Below are 23,021 nucleotides of genomic sequence, written 5' to 3'. Positions count from 1 at the left end.
TCATATTCGTCACAAGGGTCCAGAATTATGGTGCGCTGCACACAAGGTTTGATTTGACCGGTTTCTAGACTTTGCAAAAGTTCATAAACTGACTACCACAACTGCTGATCTTCTCCTGACCAAGGGACGTCGATATGACCGACATCCAGTCGCGTATTCGAGCTTATGCGCAGCGCTTCAACGGTAGCTCCGCCGAGCCGAGGCGACCGCTTTCGCCGCATCTTCAGGCGCTGGAAGCGGAAGCCATTCATATTATGCGCGAAGTGGCGGCCGAGTTTGAGCGCCCGGTCATGCTCTACTCGATCGGCAAAGACTCCACGGTCATGCTGCATCTGGCGATGAAGGCGTTTTTCCCGTCCAAACCGCCTTTCCCTTTCCTGCACATTGACTCCCTGTGGGAATTTCAGGCCATGGGCGCCTTTCGCGACACGCTGAGCGAAGCACTTGGGCTGGACATGATCGTCTGGGTGAACGAGGAAGGCCGCAAACAGGCGATCAATCCGTTTACTGACGGCTCAGCGCTTCACACCCAGGTCATGCGCACGGAAGGCCTTCTGCAGGCGCTCAATGACGGCCGGTATGACGCAGCCTTTGGCGGCGGGCGTCGCGATGAAGAGAAATCCCGCGCCAAGGAGCGCGTCTTCTCTTTCCGCAACACCTCCCATGCCTGGGACCCGCGCAATCAACGCCCTGAGCTGTGGCGCACCTATAACACCCGGATCCGCAAGGGTGAGAGCATCCGCGTCTTCCCGCTGTCCAACTGGACCGAAGTGGATATCTGGCAGTACATCCTCGAAGAGGACATCCCGATCGTCCCGCTTTATTTCGCAGGCGAACGACCTGTGGTGGAGCGTGACGGCACGCTGATCATGGTCGATGACGACCGGATGGATTTGCAGGCGGGCGAGACGCCGCAAATGCGCAAGATCCGCTTCCGCACCCTGGGCTGTTACCCGCTGACCGGCGCTGTGGAGAGCGAGGCGGAAACGCTGGACGACATTGTATTGGAGATGCTGACAGCGCGGACGTCTGAACGCGCCGGCCGCCTGATCGACTTTGACGAGGCGGGCTCCATGGAGAAGAAAAAGCGCGAGGGGTATTTCTAAGATGGCTGATGATGCGATCCGCACCGAAGTCACAGAACGCCTCACACGTGCGGGTGAGAACGGCGTTCTTCGGGTCATCACCTGCGGCTCTGTGGATGACGGAAAGTCGACCCTGATCGGTCGCTTGCTGTTTGATTCCAAGCTGCTCTTTGAAGATCAAATCAAAATTCTCGAGCGTGACTCCCGCAAGCACGGCACGGCGGGTGAAGAGATTGATTTCGCGCTGTTGCTGGATGGTCTGGAAGCCGAGCGCGAGCAGGGCATCACGATTGATGTGGCCTACCGGTTCTTCAATACCGAAAAGCGCAAATTCATCGTCGCGGACACGCCCGGCCATGAACAGTATACGCGCAACATGGCGACCGGCGCCTCAACGGCTGACCTCGCCATCATTCTGGTGGATGCGCGCAAAGGCGTGCTGACCCAGACCAAGCGTCATACCTATATCGCCAACATGATGGGCATTCGTCATGCCGTGGTGGCGGTGAACAAGATGGATCTGGTGGATCATTCGCGCGCACGCTTCCATGAGATCGTGTCTGAATATCTGACCATCGCTGAAGACCTGGGCTTTGCGTCCATCACGCCGATCCCGATTTCAGCGCGTTATGGCGACAATATCTTTGCGCGCTCTGACTCTATGAAATGGCATGACGGCCCGACCTTGATGGAGCATCTGGAGCGGGTGGACACCAATGTGGACAAGGAAGCGGCGTATGCGTTCCGCTTCCCCGTGCAATGGGTGAACCGACCCAATCTGGATTTCCGCGGCTTTTCCGGCACGGTTGCGTCCGGCGAGGTGTCGCGCGGCGATGACGTGGTGGTGGCTCATTCAGGTAAAAGCGCCCAGATATCACGCGTTGTGACGGCAGATGGCGATCGCGACAGCGCGAAGGCGGGCGATGCGGTGACCCTGGTGCTGGATCGCGAGATCGATATTGCGCGCGGCGACATGCTCGCCGATCCGCAGCAGCGTCCCGAAGTGTCGGATCAATTCGCAGCCGAAATACTTTGGATGACGGATGAAGAGATGCTGCCGGGGCGCTCTTATCTTCTCAAGGCGGGGGGCCAGATCGTTCCGGCCTCAGTGACGACCCTCAAGCACAAGCTCAACGTCAACAGTTTCGAGAAAGAGCCGGGCAAGTCGCTCAAACTCAATGAAATCGGCGTTTGCACCCTCTCGACCTCACGCCCCATCGCGTTTGATCCTTATACCGATCAACGTGAAACAGGGTCCTTCATTCTGATCGACCGCTTCACCAACCAGACGGTGGGTGCGGGCATGGTCGAATTCTCCTTGCGCCGTGCGAGCAATATTCACACCCACGCCATGGATGTGAACAAGGATCGCCGCGCCAGCATGAAGGGGCAGAAGCCCGCCGTCTTGTGGTTCACCGGGCTGTCAGGCGCTGGCAAATCCACCATCGCCAATCTGGTCGAGCGCAAGCTGGCGGAAGCGGGCCGTCACACCTATTCGCTGGATGGCGACAATGTGCGCCACGGCCTGAACAAGGATCTCGGTTTCACGGACGCAGACCGAGTGGAGAATATCCGGCGCATTGGCGAGGTGGCCAAGCTCTTCGTCGACGCGGGCCTGATCGTGACCTGCTCGTTCATCTCCCCCTTCCGGTCCGAGCGTCAGATGGTGCGCGAGCAGGTTGAGGCGGGCGAATTCGTCGAGATCTTTGTTGATGCGCCGCTTGAGGTCTGTATCGAGCGGGACCCCAAAGGGCTCTACAAGAAGGCTCAGGCGGGCGAGATCAAGAATTTCACCGGATTTGACAGCCCGTATGAAGCGCCGGAAACCGCCGAAATCCACCTCAAGACGGATGATCTGTCGGCGGAAGACGCGGCCGAACGCGTGATCGAAGAGCTGATCGCACGCGGCTTTATCGGCTAAGCCAACTCACCCAGTCTGGATATCAGCCGCGGTGACTAGCGCGGCGGCTGGCCCCAGGCGACGAACGCGCCGTTTTTGTAGCCGTCCGCCGTCTTGCCATAGCGGAAAGGCGCGCCATCGGGCTCTGTCACCGCGCCGCCCGCGGCGTTCAGCACGGCGTGGCCCGCGGCGGTGTCCCACTCCATGGTGGGGCCAAAGCGCGGATAGAGATCCGCTGCGCCCTCTGCGAGCTTGCAAAACTTCAGCGATGATCCGGCCGAGATCGCTTCGACCACGCCTCTGGCTTCGGCGAAGGCTTTGGTCTGCTCGTCCGCATGAGAGCGGCTCATCACCGCGGTCATGCCGCCCTCTGGCGTCTGGCGCGTTTGGGCGGGAGCCATCCGCGCTTCGTCCAGCGTCTCGCCTGGCTCGAAGGCGCCGGTGAAGGCGCTCTCGCCGCCCAGATAAAGCTGTTTCAGAGCCGGGGCGTAAACCGCGCCCGCCACCGGAACGCCCTTGCGGATCAGGGCGATGTTGATGGTGAACTCGCCGCGCTTGGCGATGAATTCCTTGGTGCCGTCCACCGGGTCCACCAGCAAGAATTCATCGCTGACGGAGGGGCGGACGCCCGCCTCAAAGCTTTCCTCAGCCAGAACCGGCGTGTCGGGCAAAAGCTTTGAAAGCGCGTCCAGTATGATGACCTCAGCGCGCTTGTCGGCTTCGGTCACAGGCGATTTGTCAGCTTTTTGCTCAGGCGTGAAGTCGCTTTGATAGACCTCCATCACCGGGATGGCGGCCTCAAGGCAGATCTGACCGAAAGACTGTGCGAGAGCATTAAGGGACATGGTCAGATCCTTTGTCTGAAGCGGCTTAGCGGCGTTCCGCCTTGAGCAGGTTTTTCAAGTACGCGCCATAGGCGTTGGGGATGGCGTTGGCGGTCTTCTTGAGCTGTTCGTCGGTGATGAAGCCGTTGCGCCAGGCGATCTCTTCGGGGCAGGCGATCTTCAGGCCCTGGCGCTTTTCGATGGCGCGGACATATTCCGTCGCTTCCACCATGCCTTCCACCGTGCCCGTGTCCAGCCAGGCGACGCCGCGCGACAAGAGCTGAACTTTCAGATGACCGCGCTCCATATAGGCTTCGTTGACGGAGGTGATCTCAAGCTCGCCGCGCGCGGAGGGCGTGATTGACTTGGCGATCTCGACGACGCTGGAATCGTAGAAATAAAGCCCGGTCACCGCCCAGTTGCTGCGCGGTTTTTTCGGCTTTTCCTCAAGGCTGATGGCGCGTCCCTCATCATCAAGCTCGACCACGCCGAAAGCGGTCGGGTCGGCCACATGATAGGCGAAGACCAGCGCGCCCTCGTCAAACTCGCCGGCCGTGCGCAAGCCTTCAACAAGACCGGCGCCATGGAAGAGGTTGTCGCCCAGGATCAGGGCCACATTATCGTCGCCAATAAATTCTTCACCGATGAGAAAAGCTTCGGCCAGGCCGCGCGGCTCGTCCTGCTCAGCGTATTGGATGGTCACGCCATAGCGAGAGCCATCCCCCAGCAGCAGCTCATAAGACGACCTCGCCTCAGGCGTGGTGATGATCATAATCTCGCGAATTCCGGCGAGAAGGAGCGTCGAAAACGGATAGAAAATCAGAGGTTTGTCGTAGATTGGCAGGAGTTGCTTGGACACGGCCAATGTAATCGGGCGCAAGCGGCTGCCTAATCCGCCAGCCAGAATAATACCCTTTGTTGTTTTCGACATGACGAATGCTCACTCAACCTATGCGCTGCTCATAGCGCTGAGCGATCACTTCAGGCAAGCCCGCGCGCCAGTCTCCGGCGTCGATTCCGGCCGCGTCCAGCAAGGCTTGGGCGTCCAGTCGCGTATCTTTCGGGCGTTCGGCGGCTTGCGGGAAGGCGCTTGAATCCACCGCTTCGATCACCGGCTCGCAATTCAGGTGCGGCCGCGCCAGTTCCGCCGCGGCCCGGGCGAAATCATACCAGCTGGCATAATCTCCGCCTTTATAGTGAAAGACGCCGCTGGGCCGCTCAGTCCTTGCGGCGAGAGTCAGGAGCGCCTGCGCCAGATCGGGCGCCCAGCTGGGCGTGCTGATCTGGTCATCGACGACCTTGAGCGGCTGTCCTTGATCGAGCCGGTTCAGGATGGCGTTGAGAAAGCTGCCGCCGCGTGCGTCGAAGATCCAGGCGGCGCGCAGGATCAGGGCTGTGTCGTTTGCGTCCAGGATCGCCTGTTCGCCCTCGTGCTTGGTGCGCGCATAGACATTGAGCGGGTTGGTGGCGGCCGTCTCGGCATAGGGCGCCTGCCCCGGCGTCCCATCAAACACATAATCCGTCGAGACATGAAGAAAGCCGACATCGCGCGCTTTGCAGGCCGCGGCCAGACGCGCGGGACCTGTGCAATTGAGCGCACGGGCGGCCATCTCATCGTTTTCAGCGCCATTCACATCGGTATAGGCGGCGGCGTTGATCACGATCCGGGGGCGATGATGGTCCAGCAAAGCGGCGGGATCATGCTGGGCGAGATCGAACTGATCCCTTCCGCAGGCGGTCACGGCGTCGTTTTGCGCCGCCAGTGCGCGCGCCAATTGTCCTGTGCGCCCGATCACCAGGATCGGGGCGTCTGCGTCCGTGCGGTCTGGCGTCATGCGCTCAGACCCAGCCGTTCGCCCTGATAGCTTTTGTCGAGGATCGGCCGCCACCAGTCTTCATGCGCCAGATACCAGTCCAGCGTTGCGGCGAGGCCGTCTTCGAAGCTCAACGACGGGCTCCAGCCGAGCTTGGCTTTGATGGTGCTGGCGTCGATGGCGTAGCGCTGATCATGACCAGGACGATCGGTGACGAACTGGATCTGCTCTGAACGGTCTGACTCTGCAGGGTGGATCGCGTCGAGTCGGTCGCAAATCGCACGCACGACCTGAAGATTTGTGCGCTCGGCGTCGCCGCCGATGCAATAGGTTTGACCGGCTTCGCCGTGGCTGACCACCAGCTCCAGCGCCCGCGCATGATCATCCACATACAGCCAGTCGCGCACATTCGAGCCGTCGCCGTAAACCGGCAGGGCCTCGCCCGACAGCGCTTTGAGGATCATCAGAGGGATCAGCTTTTCAGGAAACTGCCGCGGCCCGTAATTGTTCGAACAGTTCGACACCCGCACATCCAGCCCATAGGTGCGGCCCCAGGCGCGCGCCAGATGGTCGGACGCCGCCTTGGAGGCTGAATAGGGCGAGGAGGGATCATAGGCCGTGGTTTCGGAGAACTTGCCGTCGTCTCCCAGCGAGCCGAACACTTCATCGGTGGAGACATGCAAGAAGCAGAATCCGTCCGCCGCGGCGCCGCGCGTGTCGCGATACGCGCGCGCGGCCTCCAAAAGCGTGAAGGTGCCCAGAACGTTCGTATCGACGAAATCCTTCGCCCCGGTGATCGAACGGTCCACATGGCTTTCCGCCGCCAGATGCATCACGGCGTCCGGTTCAAACCGGTCAAACGCCTGGGTCACGGCTTCGGCGTTGCGGATATCGGCGTGCAGGAAGCTGTATCGGGGATGACCCTCGAGATCCGCCAGAGATGCGGGCGAGGCGGCATAGGTCAGCGCATCAAGATTGAGCACCTCCCAGCCGGTTTCAAGAACCAGACGCCGCACCAGCGCCGAGCCGATAAAGCCGGACCCGCCTGTCACCAACACTCGCATTGCTAGGCTCCCTCCCACCCCGCGGGGAAGAGCGGGGCCACGTCCTTCAGGCGCGGCGCGGCGGCGTCTTTATCCGATAAAACCGGATCGTCCACCCCCCAGTCGACGCCCAGATCGGGGTCGTTATACGCCACCGATCCATCGTGCTCCTTGGAGTAATAGTCGGTCACCTTATAGGCAACCCGGGTATTGGCGACCAAGGTCACAAATCCATGCAGAAAGCCGGGGGGCACCCAGAGCTGGCGCCCGTTCTCCTCGCTCAGCTCCACCGCCGCCCATTGGCCATAGCTGTCAGAGCCCATCCGGATATCCACCACCACATCCCGGATCGCGCCGGTCATCACCCCGACCAGCTTGCCCTGGGCATGGGGCGGAGATTGATAGTGCAGGCCGCGCAACGTGCCCGCATGGGCGGAGAAGGACAAATTGTCCTGCACGAAACGTTGATCGAAGCCGGCGTCGGCCAGACGGCGTTGATTATAGCTCTCGGAGAACCAGCCGCGCGAATCGCCGAAGCGCGCAGGCGTGATCAGAAGCGGTGCGTCTGACAGGGCTTCAAACCGGGGTTTGAACGGCGACAATGAAGAGAAGGACATAAATGCTCTGACGCTGGGATAGGAGGGTCTTGCCCTACATTAACACAGCGCGTCTGCAAACCCGGCGCTGCTTCAGATCCTGAATGCGCAGCGTGCTAGCGCCTCGTTAACCTTACGCGGTTTATTCCGTTCATCGCATTGATCGTTGTTTGCAGGGTGGATATGGCGTGCGTTGCGCGAATGTGACACACGCGCCGTCCAACGCGTAAGCTGTGATCATGTACGCGGAGCGGGCGAATAAACGGTTGACACCACAGCCGCCTCTCGCCTTTACTCCGCATCGTTCGGCGCCTCGCTTGAGGGGGGCGTGAAACCGTGTTCTCTGCAGGAGCACGACAAATTCATGTTTGGCCCCATGGCGCTGAACAGCCATGGCTAAATCAATTGGGGGATTCCCAGATGAAACTGACTAACCTTCTCACTGGCGCTGCGATTGCAGCTCTGGTCTCCGGCGCGGCTTCCGCCCAAAACTTTGCGCTGGCCAACACCGACGGTGCTGCGACCAACGCTATCTAAGCTGCGATCATCATCCCGTCCGAGCTGAACTTCACCGCTCTGAACCCGGGTCGTTTCGAAGCCGCTGTCACCCCGTCTGCTGTGGGCCAGTTCCCGTCCGGCACCTCGACCATCACCATTGACCTGACCAACGCCACCTTTGGTACGGCTGTTGCTCTGGCTGACATGATCGAAGCCACCAACAACGTTGCCGGCACCTGCTTCTCCGGCGCGGCTCTGGCCTCCGGCGGCGCTGTCGCACAGAGCTCTGTGGTGTTCACGGCTGACATCTCTGGCTGTGCAGCGGCTACGCTGACCGACGACATCCTGGCGTTTGACCTGCCGATCCGTCCGTCCAGCACAGGCACCGTCAGCGCGGCTATCTCGATCACCCAGACGTCTCCGGCATACTCCTTCACGGATTCTCTGACGATCGCGACCAATAACACCGCGTTCACCACGGCTGTGACGGCTGACACCACCCTCACTCAGATCGACCTGAGCTCCACGCCGAAATTCACCGCCTTCGACACCGTCGGCGCTGATGCCATCCTCGGCACCGTGGCTGTCGCTCCGCGCGCCAACACCTTCAAAGTGATCCCGGGCACCACCGGTAACCTTGCTGGTGTGGCTGTGGCGGCTGCTGACATGACCGCTCTTAAAGTCACCGTGTCTGGCGACTACACTGGTCAGAACGCTCCGACCCTGAACAGTGTTGCAGCCTCTGCTGCTGGCAACTCTTTTGCTGCTGGCGCGGCTGAGTTCAACTCCGCCACTTCGTCTGCTTTCAACGGCAACTTTGTGCTGGTCGACAACACCACCGCCAACCCGCAGGTTGAACTGAACGCGTCGGCTTACTCCGTTGCGATCGAAGGCACCCTGGCCTCTGCAACCTATGCGACCACGGCTGTCACCGGTTCTGGCAACCTGCAGTCTTCCGTTCGCGAAGGCACCACCGTTGCTCTGCCTTGGACCTCTTCCAACGGCACCAACTCGGTGATCCGTCTGGTCAACGAATCTGCAACCGCAGTTCCGTTCACCGGCCGCGTTCTGCGCACCGACTCTGGCGCAGCAGCGACCTCGTCCATCTCGCTTGGCACCATCCCGGCGAACTCCGAGATCGTTGTGTACTCTGCTTCCGGCCCGGCTGGCGCAGTCGTCCTGAGCGACGCTGCCCTGTTTGGTGACTTCGGTCGCGGCGACGTTGAAATGTTCTTCGAAGCTGCCGCTGGTAACCTGATCGCTCAGCGTTTCCTGGTGACCGGTACGGGTGAAGTCACTGACTTCCCGATCTTCTCGGCTGGTGACACCACGACTGGTGTCGCGACCGTCGAAGGCACCCTGCCGCGCTAATTCGCAACGCAGACCACTATTTAGGGAAAGGGCGGCTTCGGCCGCCCTTTCTTTTTGTCATGACGACGATTATGGATGGGACAAGGCGTGGCTCGCGATGCGCGGGCGAATCAATTTGAGCGAGATGTCCATGAAGTCCTCATCCTCCAGTGTTCGGGATCAATATGAGCGCTGGGTGTATCCCGAGCCTATCCAGGATTTGGAGGCGCATTTTAAAGACGGCACGAGTTTTGTGTTTGGCGAGCCTAGCCTGTCCTTTCACGCGATCTGGCCAGATAAAAAGCGCTTCGCGCCATCCATCTATGTCCCGGGGTGTGGATCCTCGCTCGCGCCGATGCTGGCCTATCTCAACCCTGAGAGTCGGGTTGTGGGCACAGATATCTCAGTGTCGAGTTTGCGCCATTCCAGGAAGCTGAAAACACAACACAATCTCGATAACCTTGAGCTCAAGCATCTTGATCTTCATGAGTCAGAGAGCCTTGGGGAAACGTTTGACTTAATCTTGGTGACGGGCGTTCTGCACCATTTGCCGGATCCGGTCGGCGGTGCCAAAGCCTTGAAGGCGGTGCTTGCACCTGACGGTGTCATGAGCGTCATGCTGTATGGCGCGAACCTTCGGGCTGGCATCTATATGCTGCAAAACGCATTCAAGACATTGGGGCTGAAACAAACACCAGAGAATGTCAGGCGCGTAAGATCCACTCTGGAGCAACTGCATCCACAACACGCCGTTCAGCGCTATGTCAGCAGCGCGCCTGAGTTGCAACACGACGCTGCGCTCGTGGATACCTTTCTGCATCCACAGGATCGCGCCTATACGGTCGATGAAATCTATGAATTCGCCGAGCAGTCAGGATTTGAATTCCAAGAATGGATCGAGCGCGGACACTATAATCCAAAGAATTACTTGCAGCCGTCTCATCCTTTGTATGACGATATTATTCGTTTGCCCTTACGCGAAAGAGCAAGTGTCGTAGACAATATATTGCAGATGGTTGGAAGTCATAGATTTTATCTTCGAAAATCGGAAGATAGAAAAACCTATTTGGTCGACTTCTCTTCTGACGAGTTCATAAACTGGACCCCGCATCTGCACCCTAAAATTTTATGGGGTAACGATAATGGTCAACCTGTTCTGCGGCGGAACGATATTGATTTGCATCCAAATCCGCTGGTTCCCGCGCTGCTGAAATACGCAGACGGAACTCGCACGATCGGGGACTGTTTTGAGGCTCTGAAGGCCGAAGGCGCTCAAGTGACCGACAATGCGATAGAAGCCGTACGCACTGTCTTTGAAGAAATGTACCATTTCGGTCATCTTGATATCGAGCTGACGCCTCACGCCTAGCGTGCTGAATCATACGCATTCGGAAGAGATCATGGACCACAGACGGATTGGCGAGATTTTGCTGGAACGCGGTTTTGTGACCGCGACCGATGTGGAGCGCGCCGCCCGCTATCAAGGCGAGATCGGGGCGTTGTTCGGCCAGGCGCTGCTCCGGTTGGGCGCGGTCTCTGAAGACGTGTTGCTGTCCGCGTTATCTGATCAGCTTGATCTGCCTGTGCTGACGCCTGACCACTTGCCCGATGCACCCTCGCTCTACCGCCAGGCGTCGGATTCGCTGGGCGTGTCCGTGGACTGGTTGTTGCTGCACGACACTGTGCTCTGGTACGCGCCAGAGGCGGGCGAGGCGGCGCCTGCGTCAGATTTGGGAGAGTCTATGGGCGAGAGCGCGGCGCCGGATTTCACTGGCCGCACCCTGATTGTCTTTTCCCGCTCGCCCATGGACCCGGCCTTGCATGAAACCCTGTCGCGACAGGCTCAGGGCGACGTTCAGTTCGTGCTGGGCCCCAACCGCCTGCTCGACACGGCGCTTGCGGGGCTGCGTTCAGCAGGCCGTGTGCAAGCCCGCGATGACATGGATGATGCGCAGCGCTTGCGCGAAATGGCGGAAGAAGCCCCCGTCATCGACTTTGTGAACGGCGTGTTTGAAGACGCTTTGCAGCGCCGCGCCTCGGATATCCATATCGAGCCGTTTGAAAGCCATTTCCAGATCCGCTTTCGCGTGGACGGCGTGCTGCACCAGATGCAAACCCTGCCGCGCGCCCGTTTTGACGCCGTAGCCAGCCGGATCAAGCTCTTGTCCAATATGGACATCGCCGAACGGCGCTTGCCCCAGGACGGGCGTCAGTCGGTGCGCTTCGCCGGTCAGGACATCGATCTGCGCGTGTCGTCCCTGCCGGGCGCCTGGGGGGAAAGCCTGGTGCTGCGCCTTTTGCGCAAGCAGCAAGAACTGCCAAGCCTTGAAGGGCTGGGCCTGGAAGGGCACGCCATGAGCGTGTTCCAGCAGCTGATCGCGGAGCCAAACGGCGTGATCCTCGTCACCGGACCCACGGGCTCGGGTAAATCCACCACGCTCTATCGTGGGCTGGAGCTGGTGAATGACGGCGAACGCAAGATCATCACCATTGAAGACCCGGTTGAATACGACATGGCCGGGATCACCCAGGTGCAGGCGCGCTCTGAAATCGGCTACACCTTCGCCAAGGGGCTTCGCGCCATCCTGCGACAGGACCCGGACGTGATCATGATCGGTGAGATCCGCGACGGCGAAACCGCCTCCATCTCCGCCCAGGCGGCGCTGACCGGCCATTTGGTGCTGTCGACGCTTCACACCAATTCGGCGCTGGCGGCGATCGAGCGCCTGATTGATCTCGGGGTCGAACCCTTCCTCGTGTCCTCGGCCTTGCGCGGACTGATGGGCCAGCGTCTTGTGCGGCGCTTGTGCGAGCATTGCGCCCGACCCGCAGACGCCGACGATGTGGCGTTGGGCGAAAAGATGTTGGCCGAAGCGCGTCGCGAGGGCGCAGTCGGCTTGCCGGCGCAGTCCCAGTGGCGCAGCGCGGACGGCTGCCCTCAGTGCGGCGGGCAGGGCTATACGGGCCGGGTCGCCGTGTTTGAAGCGGCGCGTGTGACGCCAGCCCTGCGCAGCGCCATCAATGATCGCGCGGATGCGGCAGGGCTGCTCGCTGCGGCGCGTCAGGACGGCTATCTGACCATGCTGGAAGATGGCTTGATCAAAGCGTCCCAAGGCGTCACCTCAGTCGGTGAGGTTTTGCGGGTTCTGGGCGCCGGGCAGGCGCGACAACAGGCTCGGGCCTGAGGGGATCAAACAATGAGCGCGCACTACAGCCATTATGACGCCCTTGAGAACATGAAAAAGGCCGTGGCGGACGGCCATCATCGCGCTGTGATCGGCGGCATGTGGGACGAGCTGGGGGCGCTTCAGAAACGCTTCTTGCTGTCCCAAGGGCTCAAACCGCATCATCGCTTTATCGATATGGGCTGCGGGTCCTTGCGGGCGGGCGTGCCGCTGACCGAATATCTCGACTCGGAGCGCTATTACGGCGTCGATATCAGCGCTGATCTTCTCGAGGCGGGGTATGAGCGCGAAATCATTCCCGCGGGCCTCGACAGCAAGTTGCCACGGGATCATCTGGCGGCGAACCCCGACTTTGACGCGACCGGATTCGGCGTGCTCTTTGACTATGGCATCGCCCAGTCGGTCTTCACCCATATGCCGATTGCGCGGCTGACTGATTGCCTGACGGCGCTGGCGCCCGTGTTCGCTCAAGACGGTCGGTTCTATGTGACCTTCTTTGAGCGTCCGGCGGAGACGCCCGCCGACGCGCCTTTGCCGCACGAGCCAGGCGGGGTGGTGACCTATCCCGATCGCGATCCGTATGACACGACGATCGCGGCGCTCATGGCTGCGACGCCCAAAGGCTGGCGGCTGGATGTGCTCAACCATTGGGACCATCCTCGTGATCAGCGCATGGCCCTGTTTGTGCGCGAAACCGGTCAGGACTGATCATGCCCACCTATCTCTATCGCGGCTTGAATTCAGACGGCGCAGAGGTGGATGGTCGCCTGACGGCGGCGGACGAGGTTGAGGCGTTGCGTCAGCTTGAAGTCCAGCGCATCGCGCCCTTCAAGCTCAATGAAGCGGGTCTGGAGCCGCGCAAGTACGAGCGCAAGAAGGCGCGCCCTCAGGACCGTTTTCGATTCATGCGGCAATTGTCAGTCTTGCTCAAAGCCGGCACGCCATTGCTCGACGCCTTTGATTCGCTGAGCGCAGACGAGCCGTGCAAGGATTTGGCGGAGCACGCCTTGAGCGTGCGCCGCGACTTGCGGTCAGGCGCGCAATTATCCCTGGCCATGCGGGACGGGTTTGTCGATCTGCCCGCCTATGCGCCGCGCCTGATCGAGCTGGGCGAGGCGACGGGGCAATTGCCCAAGGCGCTGGCCGATATCTCCACCCAGATGGAGCATGACCTGAAAGCGGCGTCCGAGATCCGCAATGCGCTGGCCTATCCGGCGTTTCTGGCGGTGGCGGGCGTCTTCGCCATCGTCTTCATCTTTCTGTTCGTGGTGCCGCGCTTCGCCAATCTCTTGGGAGATGACCGCAGCTCTCTACCGGCGCTATCGCGTTGGGTGATCGAAACCGGTGTCTTCATGAGCGAGAACATGCTTCAGACCGGCGTGCTTGTTGCGGGGGTTGTGGCGGTCGTGTTTGCGTTGTCACGCAACAAAGGCGTGCGAACCAGCGTGTCGGAGCTCATGCACCGGATGCCGGTGGTCGGCAGTTTTCTAACCGCCTCGGAAGTCGCGCGCTGGGCGCGGGCGTGCGGTACGGCGTTGTCAGGCGGCGCGCCGCTGGTGGACGCTTTGGTGCTGGCGGAATCCGCGGTTACCTCAGTGCGCCGTAAACAAGGTCTGGCCGAGGCGCGACGCGCCATTCGGTCCGGCGAACCGATCGACGCCGCGCTGAAAACCCATGCCGGGTTTGATTCCATGACCGTTAATCTGGTGCGCACGGGCCGGGCGTCAGCCAGCCTCGATGAAATGCTGCTCTTTGTGGCGGACCTCTATGAAGAAGAGTCGCGCAATAGAGCCAAGCGGCTGACCTCTCTGGCGGAGCCGCTCGCCATTTTGTTCATCGCCATGGTGGTGGGTACGATTGTGATCAGCCTGGTTCTGGCGATGACGAGCATTTACGACATCGCCATCTAAGGCAGGTCTTGCGCTCAGGCGCGCCAGCGCTTCGCCGGTTTTCCCGCCAGACCCAATTGATCATCAAGCGCTTCGAGCCGACGCGGATCGCGCGCGATCGCCGCCCATTGCGCGCCGGGATGGTGCCAGTTGATCAGCTTCATCACCAGGCCGTTGTCCGCGCATTGCTGATCCAGCCAGGGCTTGGGATAGGGCACGTTGAACGGATAGGTCCAATCCGCTTCGGGCAGGGGCGTATCGTCTTCGCCCAGGATGAAGCTGAACAGGAACAGGCCGTCCTGTTTCAGGCTCTGCGCGGCAGTGCGGATCAGGTTCGCGGTCTGTTTGGGGCCGGAATGGGTGACGATGGATTGCGCCATGATGAAATCGAATTCGGCCTCAAACACGGTGCAGTCAAACGTGTCGTCATTGGAAAATAGCGGCGCCTTGAGCGTGCGCAGCTGGCCGCCGGTTTCATGGGAGAACCCGTCCTGGATCAGCCAGTCATGGGGCTCGATCCCATAGTATTTGCCGCGCAGCAGGAAGGGGATCAGGCATCGACCCAGGCGCAGCGAACCGCAGCCGAAATCGAGCACGGCGTCGGTTTCCTCAAGCCCCAGAGCCGTCAGCAGGTTCATCTGCAGCAATCCGAGCAAGCCATAGCGGCCCGGCGGGCCCACATAGGCGCGGTAATGGTCATCGCCAGCTTGAAGCTGGTTGGCGTCAGTTGCGGAAAGATGACGGGTCATGTTCGGCTCCTCTGGGTTCAAGAGCTATATCAGCGCCTTGCCCGTGCGAAAACCGATCAAACCGCACTTGCGTCTTTCATTGCTCGTTTGGCGAGTGGTATGAGTGTTCAAAGCGGCGAGGGGAGCCGCGTTATGACACTCCAGTATCGGACGAGGTGCGCCCATGATCAGTCTGGCTCGACGCTTTCAGCCCATCACGCGGGCGACCCGGAAGACGCGCTCAGGGTATTCTCTCATGGAAGTCCTGATTGCCGTGGCGATCATCGCGGTTCTGGCGACCTTGGTGGGGCCGCGCCTTCTGGGGCAGCTGGACCGGGCGAATGTGACGGCGGCGGAGACGCAAATCCGGATGATCGAAACCGCGCTCGACACATTGCGGTTGGATATTGGGCGCTATCCGACTGAAGAAGAGGGGCTGGCCCTTCTTGTCACTTCCAATGAAGCCGTGTCCGGCATGTGGTCCGGTCCCTATCTTGACGGGGATGACGGACTGCCGGCCGATCCGTGGGGGCGTCCATACCAATACCGGGTCGGCGGCGGCTCTGATCGGGGCCAGGTCTTCTCTTACGGCGCGGATGGTCAGGAAGGCGGATCGGGTCTGGACGCTGATATCGGCCTGTAAGCCATGACCGGCGGGCTGAGTCGCACCCTCTTGGCCGTTCGAGCGGGATACTCCCTTCTCGAGGTGATTGTGGTGGTTGCGATCTTGGGGATCGCGGCCACTCTCAGCGGACCGTCCATCGGTCGTATGATCACCAGCCAGCAGGCTCAACAGGTCGTCCGTGGAGTGACGACCGAGATGGGAGCGCTGCGCGCCGAGGCCTTTCTCTCCAGCGCCTCTTTAAGCGCGCAAGATGTCCAGACTCGTCTGGACGCGCATATTCCTCCGGATTGGCGGATCGAGGTGGACGAGGCTTTGCGTGTCGCCTCCAGCGGCTATTGCACTGGAGGCGTTGTGCGTCTTGTCGCCCCTTCAGGCCGACTGTGGACGTTTGAGGTGTCTGACGGTGATTGCGCCATGAGGCAAGCTATGTCCTAGAAGCGCGTCGGGTCCCGAACCTGAACCCAGCCCACGCGCCGGATCGTCAGATCTCTTCGGGTTTCACCTCGTTCAAGCGTCGCTTGAACTTCATAAAGCCCCACACCCCAGATGCTTGACCCCAGATAGCCGTCGGCGGGGCTTTCTGATGCGAGCTCACGGCTCTCCCAACTCAACCGCCACTCGCCAAGGTCCATGTCGCCTGTGGGTTGGGCGATCGGGTCTATGGTTTGCAGCACCGCCAGCGCGCTTTCCTGGGCGTCCAGCAGATCAGACGCGGTTTGAAGCCGCGCCGCGGTGTTCGCCAGCGTTTGTTGGAAGGCGTAGAGCGGGATGATGGCGATCGCCAGCAGGGCGACCGCGACCAGCGTCTCCATCACAGAAAAGCCGGGCCGGGTGCGGATCGAAGTCATGACAGCCTGTCTACGATAAACGCCAGGACGAAACCAGCAGCGAGGCCGGGTGCGAAGGGTAGACGCGTCTGGTGGCGCGCTCTGGCGAGCAAGCCCAGGACCAAGGTCAGTGCGGCCCCGATCGCCACCCCGAGGGCGGCGGTGACAGGCGGGCACCACAAGCCCAACGCGCCGACGAGTACGATATCGCCGCTTCCCAATCCCATCTCGCCTCGCCGCAAACGCCCGTACAGGCCGGCCAGACCCAGGACGCCCATGGCCAGCGCGGCGGCGATCATCATGTCCAGGCGTGTGAGGCCAGGCGTCACGAGCGGCGCCGCTATCAGAGCGGCGAGCGCGATGATCGCGCTGGTGAGGTCGGCGAGCACCCCGAAGCGCCAATCCATGCTGACGGCAACGCTGAGTGCTGTCATGGCGGCGAGAAGCGCGCTGGTGATGATCAGGTCGCGGGTGACGACATACGCGCTCAAGGCCAGCAGCACGCCAGCCCCGCCACAAAGGGCGGGGCTGATACGTGACGGCGATCCCGTCTGCTGGGCGCTGATTTCTCGATCAATCCAGAGCGCGGACAGGCTGGCCAGTACGCCTGCGATGAGCGCCAGACCTGTCACGCTGCTCATGCCTGGCCCTAGTCCGGATCAGAGGCTGCACCGCCAGCGGCGCGAATCTGGAAGGGTTCACTGGGCGGCAACAGCGTGCCATTGGCGTGTGATTGATTGTCAAAGTTGGAGTTTAATGCGCGAACAAGAGTGTCCACTACCTGTTGCCGGTCATTGCGGGTGTCCAGAACAAAGGGGGTTACGAGAACGACAAGCATGGTTCGGGTCGCGTTCAAGGTCTCATTGCGGAAAGGCGCTCCGAGAAGGGGCACATCCTTAAGCAATGGAATTCCTGAATTGCCGCGTGTGAACCTGTTCTCGATCAGACCGCCCAGCACAGCTGTTTGCCCGTCTTGCAAAGAAAGCTGAGAATTCATTGAACGTGTGGAAATCAGTGGGCTCGTGATGGCGGAGTTGCTGTTCGCTTCAGCGGCGCTGGTTTCTTGCGAGATTTCCAGGTCAATGCGATTGCCGCTGAACACACGCGGCGTCACGCTCAGGAGCACGCCGGTGCTGCGATACTGAACAGTTTGCAAAACATCGGTCGACCCGCCCGATTGAGAATTTGCGGCGCGTTGGGAAGTGATGATTGGAACGTCATTACCGACTTGAACGGTCGCCTCAGTACCTGACCGGGCTACGATTCGAGGCGTTGAAAGCACGTTGACCTGACTGTTATTGGCGGCGGCAGAGCCGTTCAAAGTGACCTGGCCGGTCCGCACTGTGCCAGAAAAACTGCCATTACTGGTTAGTTCTGCACTGAAGCCCGCGCTGAGTTCTGAGTCGAAGACTGCATTTAGGCCATAGGACGAATCGTCAGTCAGGGTCACTTCAGCGATCGTCACTTCAATCATGACTTCAGGAACCGGCGTATCCAGTTGGCGAGCCAAGCTGACAAACTGATCATATTCAGCTTGTGTTCCATAATAGATGACCCGGTTTCCCTGCTCATCGACCGTCACATTGCCATAGCTCTGAGCGCTGAAATCGCTGGAGTCTGAGTTCGAGGAGCTGCTGCCCGTTGCGTCATCGCTCCCAGTCGCATCGACGGAAGCCGAGGATGAGCCCATGACGCTGGAAATAACTTCCGCCAGAATTGTCGCCTCAGTATTTTGCGCTTGATAGACGTGCGGCATGCGCACTTCAGCATTGAAGGCTTCCCGATCAAGTCGCACAGCCAACGCCAGCGCGTGATCGGTGAGATCCCGCGTTGCTGCGAAAATCATGATCTGGTTGGTAAACTCTAGCGGAAGCAGGGTGAGGGAACGTGGCGTCGTAACACCGACTCCGACCATATAGCCCTCAAGCGTCATGATTTGACTCATCGAGTTTGCAAGTGCAGTCGCGTCCCAGTTGCGTACGCTTACGGTGACAACTTGAGTGCCGGCATACCGCAATTCGTCCATCTGCTGAACGATGGCCATTGCCGCGTTAACATCTTCAGCCAATCCGCTCAGAGTCAGAGTGTTCAGCAGACGATTATTAGCGATTCTCAGGACATTGCGGTCTGGAAACGCCTGTTCCAGGATTTGTTGCATGTCTACGGCGTCGATCGCTGTCAGTTCGACAAACTGAACGACAGGCCGTAAATCTGAAGGCACGCTTGCATGCGCCCTTGCACGGACAAATCGGGGCATTTGGGCGCGTAGCTCAGCCAGCTCGACAACTCGGAACAGGCCCTCGTTATAAGTTACGCCAAGCCCGTAATCCTGGAGCGCTTGCTCAACAAGCGTGAGGAAGGTGGAGGGCTCCATGTCATTGACGCTGCGGAGTGAAATCAGTTCTTCTCGCGCCGCTACATTCGGGCCAAGGCTGAATGGCTGCTCAAGAATGTCGCTGAAGACTGTATTGACGAACGCCGGAACGGGTTGTGGCGGCAGGGTGACGTTGATCAGGGTGTCCGGCAAGTCGGGTGTGTCTAGATACGCTGCTTCTCCACCATTTCGACCTCGTCGCAATGACGGGACAGTATTGCGGGTCACCACGAGCGATGGCTGCTGCGGTCTTAGGGTTTCGTCATGGGTTTGCTCTTCAGCCACGTCGGATGGGTTTGGCGCGTTCTGTGTCACGACTGTGTCTGGAAGGGTGAGCCATTCCGGGCGTAAGGGACCGTTCTGTGATGCGCAGCCCACAGTGAAGAGCGCTGTGGCGCACGCCAGTGAAATACGAAGAGCGTTCATTGTGTGTCAGGCTCCGCCTTGAATGTCTCGATCAGACGCGTTTGCTCGTCCTTCTGAAGAAGGACTGAGGTTGAAGTGATGTCTTGAATAATCCAGCCGTCCGCTAGCTGATCCCCAACCTCGCGCACTTGCGCCCCCTCATTGTCACCATAGAGAAAGATGCGCCAGACGTCTTCTCGTTTGACAAGCGCAGAGAGCGAAGGATCTCTGAGCGATTGTTCTAATTCTTCAACCGTTTGTGGAGCGCCCGTTCCATCTCCCTCCCCATTCTCCTGACGGAGATGTGCATTTGGGAACAGGTTGGATTCGTAAATGGCGCGGACAGCGCGATCAATGTCTTCGGCGGCGGCGAGTTGAGGAACAGTCAAACCGCTTCGGCGTCCCTCAGGTGCGTCGCCAGAATTTGAAACGCCGTTCAGCCATCCGAAGAGTAACGCCGCGACGGCAGCAAATCCGGCCATCAGTAACCGCAGTCGTGAGGTCATGGCGTACCCTCCGTGGACGAGGTGACGAGAGCTGGCGCTTGAAGGCGAAGATCGAGTGAACCGTTACTGCGCCGCCAATTGAACTGAGTAATGACAACCTGATGATCTAGACGGCTTAATTCCTGGAACAGCGCCAGAAACTGCCCTTCAGAATCACGACCTGACAGTGAAATTTCAAACAAGCTGGCTGTGTCTCCCAGTGACTCCGGGGTGGCTTGGACGTTGACCCGGCTACCAGTGAGTTCTGCGTTGCGGGCTGCGGTCTCGACAGCACCTTGCAGCTGCGCGGCGACAATGCCGTTTGTCGCGCCTCGCCAAAAATCAGACTGTGTCTGAGATAATTGATCTTGCAAGGTTTCAGCCTGCATGATCCAGCTCTGGTCACTGAGAAGGCTGAGCTCCAGGCGCCGGGCGCGATGCAGTTCTTCAACATCCCCACGAAGCGCAGAAGTGGACGCGCTCAATTCACCTAGCCCCCAGATGGCTAGAATGGCGATCAACAGGCCCAGGCCGATACGAGCGCGAGGCGTCGCCTGTTCTTGAAGTTTGCCGGTCCATTGAGAAAGCTTGCCGCGCTCTGTCATGACTGGGCCTCCAGATTGGCCGTGAGGCTCCACTCACCAGCCCCACGTCCAGGCTCAACGCTGACGCTGTTCATAAGCGGGTTGTTCTCCATGGCGCGAACCAGGGCTTCTGGTGCAAAACCTTCATTTGAGTGGATGACAAGCGTCAACCGGTCTTCATTCTGCTCGAAAGAATCCAAGCGAAGGGAGAAACGGGAAAGTTCTTCACTGACGCTTGCTAATAGCGCGGCCGGGTGGCGACGATTGAGGGCTTGCGCATACAGCGCCAATTCATCAGATGTCATTTGCGCACTTTGCCTGGCGGCGCTTATTTCAGCTGTTTCTTGAGAAAGTTGCGCGAGCTCACCGCTTGCTGAAGCGCGCGCATGGCTCAATTGAGCCCACTGACCTAGCAAATAGAGCGCTGGAACCGCCAGGAAGACCATGACCAACGCCGCTAGGTCGCGCAGACCAATGGTTTTTATCCGATCCACAAGAACTGTGTACGGCGGCGCATTCGCAGGCTTTGAAAGAAGGTCGAGAGCTACAGGTACTGGCTGAATGCTGTCTCCTCCGCTCGTCCGGGTCGCACGCAGAAATCCTGCCCAGTCTGTCGTACTGGGCGGCGTTGGCCACCATCGACTGGCGATCAGGGTCTGGTCTTGCCAGGCTTGACCTTCATACCCATCGATACATTCCACCAAGCGAGCGCCGGTCACCATGGGCGGATGGAGTACGGTTTCAGGAAGAGTTTCACCTTCGAAATCGGCAAGATCAGCGGTTAAATGGCGCGGCCAGCTCCAGATTCCGATACGATCTTCGCCCCAGTCAAAATGGAATGCTGGGTCTGCGATTGGGGTGCGTGCTTTGGCGCTTAACTTGACGGCTTCGTATCTTTGAAGGCTGTGTCCGCCAGCAGGCGTCGGCATGGTTTCATAGTGACACAGCGCTCGCGTAATGATGATGCGTTCACCAAAAACCAGACGCTGAAGACGACCCCCTTCTCGGTCTAGGCCATTCTCAGAACTCAGTCGTGATTGCGGTCGGTTGGGGAAGCGGCGGGACATCGTCGATTCTCTCAATTCGCAAAATGTTTTGCGTATAATCTCCCCCAATAGCGTACTTGCTGTGAACCACAAAGGGCGAGATCAGGCTGGTGGGCGTGAGTTCCACGACCGTACGCTGGCTTATGACGCCGTCGAGGCTATGCGTGATGAGCGTCAGTCTTGGGCCGGCTGTCGTTGCGATGCTCAGCGGGTCCCGGATCTCGTCAAATGCCGGGGCGCCAATCTCGCTGAACGATCTCAGTTCTGACCTAGCGAAGCTTGAATGAACACGCGCTATTTCTTCCGCTTGCGTGTCCGGCATGAGGAAAGTCAGCAGAGCCTCAGATGCGAGATTCGCGTTCATCCGGTCAGCTGAGCGCGTACGGAGCGTCATAAGGAGGCGACCTCTATCCTCGCAGACTGCAGAGTCAGACCAGTGTTTTATCGCGCATAATTCCAGCGCGTCCCGCAATGGCTTGTTACTTGGAAGGCCGGGCGTTTCATAATCTCGCGCTTCCGCCCCGCCCAAACTTCGCAGGTTGTCTTGATCCTGATAATCAATCAGCGTCGCCACAAAGCGCGAGTGTTCGGTGCGAGGAACTCCGAACAGATCTAGCATGTCTGAAATGTAGACGGGATCGCGACTGTTCGCATTCAAGAAAGTCTGATCAGCATACAGGCGTGCAATAACGGGATAGTCCTGGCCATAGTGATAGGCTTGTCCATTGACTAAGATCAGGGTCTGTGTGGATGATTGCGCTCCAGTGCCGAAAAGAAGCGCTGCAGGATCGCTGACTTGCCCAACAGAAACACCATTCAGCGTCATCGGCTCGGTCAGAAGCTCATAGATGAGCGTCTGCTCCGCGGAGATCATTTCTGAGCGAATCCGCATCTGGTCTGAGAGCGCTGTGATGGTTTGCGTGGAGTTGCGCACTTGTTGGGCCGCGATCGTTGCGACCATCGCGATCACGATGATGGCGGCGAGCGTGAGCGGCAGGGCGTATCCGGGGCGAGCGCTCATTATTGCAGCCTTCCGAGCAGGTCCTCAACGCGAGGAGTAGGGCCAGCGGTGGTGGACAAGTGAAACGCTATGATCTGGGTACGGCCATCTGGCAGACGGATTTCAGTTCGAACCGCAAGTGGTTGGGTTGCGAAATAGGAATTGGTGTTGCTGCTTGCAGTCTGGCTGACGTCTGCTGTTGGCGGCCAGATCGGCGACCAGTTGCGAGGAACGGGCTCTCCCATTCGACGGATGAAGCCGGTACGGTCTGCACTGGACTCGCCAAAATAGACAAATCGCCCCTCAGCTCGGGGCCAGAATGCAACTTGCAGAGCGCTGGATCGCTCTTCGTAGACCAGGGCGGACCCTTCCGACGTATTCTCAATCCGAAGCGTGTAAGGGTGTACGCCTGGCCGCACGGATATGAGGGGCTGGGATGTTAGAGCGGAAAACTCAGCGCCATTGCCATTGAAAGTGTTCGGTGCATCGAAATAGTCGGGCTTGGTTGCATCCACAGCCCGGCGAACGCCGGCCAGGGTGATGTAATCTTGAGACGCGTTGCGGGCGGCCTGTTCGATCCGGAAGCCGTTGGAAGCTGAAGCGCGGACGGTTTCCAGTACCGTCGCGGCCAGGATCGCCGTGACCGCGAGCATGATGAGGACTTCAATCAGCGTGTACCCGGCGGAACGGTTCATGGTCTTCCAGATCGGTTCAAAAGCGCCCTTCAGGCAATAGCACGGCTGAAAAAGGGTTTGAACGCACT

General features: G+C 59.6%; 23 protein-coding genes. 9 read left to right on the top strand and 14 right to left on the bottom strand.

Annotation, left to right across the window (positions count from 1 at the left end; genetic code table 11):
* The first annotated feature begins 134 nt into the window (after positions 1-134).
* Both cysD and cysN read left to right on the top strand, forming a co-directional pair.
* Positions 135-1,106, top strand: coding sequence for a sulfate adenylyltransferase subunit CysD (gene cysD / locus ACQ66J_RS05005; RefSeq protein WP_430430727.1), 972 nt, complete (start codon positions 135-137; stop codon positions 1,104-1,106).
* Position 1,107: 1 nt separating this feature from the next.
* Complete coding sequence (cysN, locus tag ACQ66J_RS05000; RefSeq protein ID WP_430430726.1) at positions 1,108-3,006, top strand: sulfate adenylyltransferase subunit CysN; 1,899 nt, start codon at positions 1,108-1,110, stop codon at positions 3,004-3,006.
* A 35-nt stretch (positions 3,007-3,041) separates the two neighbouring features.
* On the opposite strand, the gene cysQ is transcribed toward cysN, so the two are convergent.
* Genes cysQ through rfbC form a run of 5 tightly spaced genes read right to left on the bottom strand, consistent with a single transcriptional unit; the run spans position 3,042 to position 7,283 of the window.
* Positions 3,042-3,830, bottom strand: a complete 789-nt coding sequence (cysQ, locus tag ACQ66J_RS04995) for a 3'(2'),5'-bisphosphate nucleotidase CysQ (RefSeq protein WP_430430725.1) — start codon at positions 3,828-3,830, stop codon at positions 3,042-3,044.
* A gap of 25 nt (positions 3,831-3,855) precedes the next feature.
* Complete coding sequence (gene rfbA, locus ACQ66J_RS04990) at positions 3,856-4,740, bottom strand: glucose-1-phosphate thymidylyltransferase RfbA (protein ID WP_375548182.1); 885 nt, start codon at positions 4,738-4,740, stop codon at positions 3,856-3,858.
* 13 nt (positions 4,741-4,753) lie between these two features.
* On the bottom strand, positions 4,754-5,644 hold the full coding sequence (gene rfbD / locus ACQ66J_RS04985; protein ID WP_430430724.1) for a dTDP-4-dehydrorhamnose reductase: 891 nt from the start codon (positions 5,642-5,644) through the stop codon (positions 4,754-4,756).
* Positions 5,641-6,687: a dTDP-glucose 4,6-dehydratase gene (gene rfbB, locus ACQ66J_RS04980; protein WP_430430723.1), complete on the bottom strand. Its 1,047-nt coding sequence runs from the start codon at positions 6,685-6,687 to the stop codon at positions 5,641-5,643. The genes rfbD and rfbB overlap by 4 nt, the downstream gene beginning before the upstream one ends.
* Before the next feature lie 2 nt (positions 6,688-6,689).
* Positions 6,690-7,283, bottom strand: a complete 594-nt coding sequence (gene rfbC / locus ACQ66J_RS04975) for a dTDP-4-dehydrorhamnose 3,5-epimerase (RefSeq protein ID WP_430430722.1) — start codon at positions 7,281-7,283, stop codon at positions 6,690-6,692.
* A 597-nt stretch (positions 7,284-7,880) separates the two neighbouring features.
* On the opposite strand from rfbC, the gene ACQ66J_RS04970 reads away from it, so the two are divergent.
* The 5 genes from ACQ66J_RS04970 to ACQ66J_RS04950 all read left to right on the top strand — a co-directional run bounded on the left by ACQ66J_RS04970 (position 7,881) and on the right by ACQ66J_RS04950 (position 14,205).
* Positions 7,881-9,131: a hypothetical protein gene (locus ACQ66J_RS04970; RefSeq protein WP_430430721.1), complete on the top strand. Its 1,251-nt coding sequence runs from the start codon at positions 7,881-7,883 to the stop codon at positions 9,129-9,131.
* A 130-nt stretch (positions 9,132-9,261) separates the two neighbouring features.
* Positions 9,262-10,479 (top strand): class I SAM-dependent methyltransferase, encoded by a 1,218-nt coding sequence (locus tag ACQ66J_RS04965; RefSeq protein WP_430430720.1) that lies wholly within the window; start codon positions 9,262-9,264, stop codon positions 10,477-10,479.
* A 31-nt stretch (positions 10,480-10,510) separates the two neighbouring features.
* Entirely contained in the window at positions 10,511-12,295 is a 1,785-nt protein-coding gene (locus ACQ66J_RS04960) for a GspE/PulE family protein (RefSeq protein ID WP_430430719.1), read from the top strand.
* Positions 12,296-12,307: 12 nt separating this feature from the next.
* Positions 12,308-13,003, top strand: a complete 696-nt coding sequence (locus tag ACQ66J_RS04955) for a class I SAM-dependent methyltransferase (RefSeq protein WP_430430718.1) — start codon at positions 12,308-12,310, stop codon at positions 13,001-13,003.
* 2 nt (positions 13,004-13,005) lie between these two features.
* Complete coding sequence (locus ACQ66J_RS04950; protein WP_430430717.1) at positions 13,006-14,205, top strand: type II secretion system F family protein; 1,200 nt, start codon at positions 13,006-13,008, stop codon at positions 14,203-14,205.
* 14 nt (positions 14,206-14,219) lie between these two features.
* Here the strand turns inward: ACQ66J_RS04950 and ACQ66J_RS04945 are convergent, their stop codons facing one another.
* A complete protein-coding gene (locus ACQ66J_RS04945) occupies positions 14,220-14,933 on the bottom strand; it encodes a methyltransferase domain-containing protein (protein ID WP_430430716.1) in 714 nt (237 codons plus the stop codon).
* A gap of 163 nt (positions 14,934-15,096) precedes the next feature.
* On the opposite strand from ACQ66J_RS04945, the gene gspG reads away from it, so the two are divergent.
* Both gspG and ACQ66J_RS04935 read left to right on the top strand, forming a co-directional pair.
* Positions 15,097-15,555, top strand: coding sequence for a type II secretion system major pseudopilin GspG (gspG, locus tag ACQ66J_RS04940; protein ID WP_273020129.1), 459 nt, complete (start codon positions 15,097-15,099; stop codon positions 15,553-15,555).
* Between the two features lie 3 nt (positions 15,556-15,558).
* Entirely contained in the window at positions 15,559-15,972 is a 414-nt protein-coding gene (locus ACQ66J_RS04935; RefSeq protein WP_430430715.1) for a pilus assembly FimT family protein, read from the top strand.
* Here ACQ66J_RS04935 and ACQ66J_RS04930 read toward each other — a convergent pair.
* The 8 genes from ACQ66J_RS04930 to ACQ66J_RS04895 are packed head-to-tail and all read right to left on the bottom strand — an operon-like array spanning position 15,969 to position 22,953.
* Positions 15,969-16,385 (bottom strand): type IV pilus modification PilV family protein, encoded by a 417-nt coding sequence (locus ACQ66J_RS04930; protein WP_273020127.1) that lies wholly within the window; start codon positions 16,383-16,385, stop codon positions 15,969-15,971. The genes ACQ66J_RS04935 and ACQ66J_RS04930 overlap by 4 nt on opposite strands.
* Positions 16,382-17,005: a hypothetical protein gene (locus ACQ66J_RS04925; protein ID WP_430430714.1), complete on the bottom strand. Its 624-nt coding sequence runs from the start codon at positions 17,003-17,005 to the stop codon at positions 16,382-16,384. Before ACQ66J_RS04925 ends, ACQ66J_RS04930 begins: the two co-directional genes overlap by 4 nt.
* 8 nt (positions 17,006-17,013) lie before the next feature.
* A complete protein-coding gene (locus ACQ66J_RS04920) occupies positions 17,014-19,164 on the bottom strand; it encodes a secretin N-terminal domain-containing protein (RefSeq protein ID WP_430430713.1) in 2,151 nt (716 codons plus the stop codon).
* Positions 19,161-19,649: a SctD/MshK family protein gene (locus ACQ66J_RS04915; protein ID WP_430430712.1), complete on the bottom strand. Its 489-nt coding sequence runs from the start codon at positions 19,647-19,649 to the stop codon at positions 19,161-19,163. The genes ACQ66J_RS04920 and ACQ66J_RS04915 overlap by 4 nt, the downstream gene beginning before the upstream one ends.
* Positions 19,646-20,233 carry a hypothetical protein gene (locus tag ACQ66J_RS04910; protein WP_430430711.1) on the bottom strand — a complete coding sequence of 196 codons (588 nt, stop codon included), beginning with the start codon at positions 20,231-20,233 and terminating at the stop codon, positions 19,646-19,648. The genes ACQ66J_RS04915 and ACQ66J_RS04910 overlap by 4 nt, the downstream gene beginning before the upstream one ends.
* The gene (locus ACQ66J_RS04905) at positions 20,230-21,279 is read right to left on the bottom strand and encodes a hypothetical protein (protein WP_430430710.1); all 1,050 of its coding nucleotides are present in this window, start codon (positions 21,277-21,279) and stop codon (positions 20,230-20,232) included. Before ACQ66J_RS04905 ends, ACQ66J_RS04910 begins: the two co-directional genes overlap by 4 nt.
* Positions 21,233-22,279, bottom strand: coding sequence for a hypothetical protein (locus ACQ66J_RS04900; protein ID WP_430430709.1), 1,047 nt, complete (start codon positions 22,277-22,279; stop codon positions 21,233-21,235). Before ACQ66J_RS04900 ends, ACQ66J_RS04905 begins: the two co-directional genes overlap by 47 nt.
* A complete protein-coding gene (locus ACQ66J_RS04895; protein ID WP_430430708.1) occupies positions 22,279-22,953 on the bottom strand; it encodes a type II secretion system protein in 675 nt (224 codons plus the stop codon). Before ACQ66J_RS04895 ends, ACQ66J_RS04900 begins: the two co-directional genes overlap by 1 nt.
* Between the last annotated feature and the right edge of the window lie 68 nt (positions 22,954-23,021).

This window comes from Oceanicaulis sp. (assembly GCF_965284345.1).
In the GTDB taxonomy this organism is placed as follows: Bacteria; Pseudomonadota; Alphaproteobacteria; order Caulobacterales; family Maricaulaceae; genus Oceanicaulis; species Oceanicaulis alexandrii_A.
The sequence above is the reverse complement of the archived record's forward strand: the minus strand, read 5'-3'. Positions and strand labels throughout refer to the sequence as shown.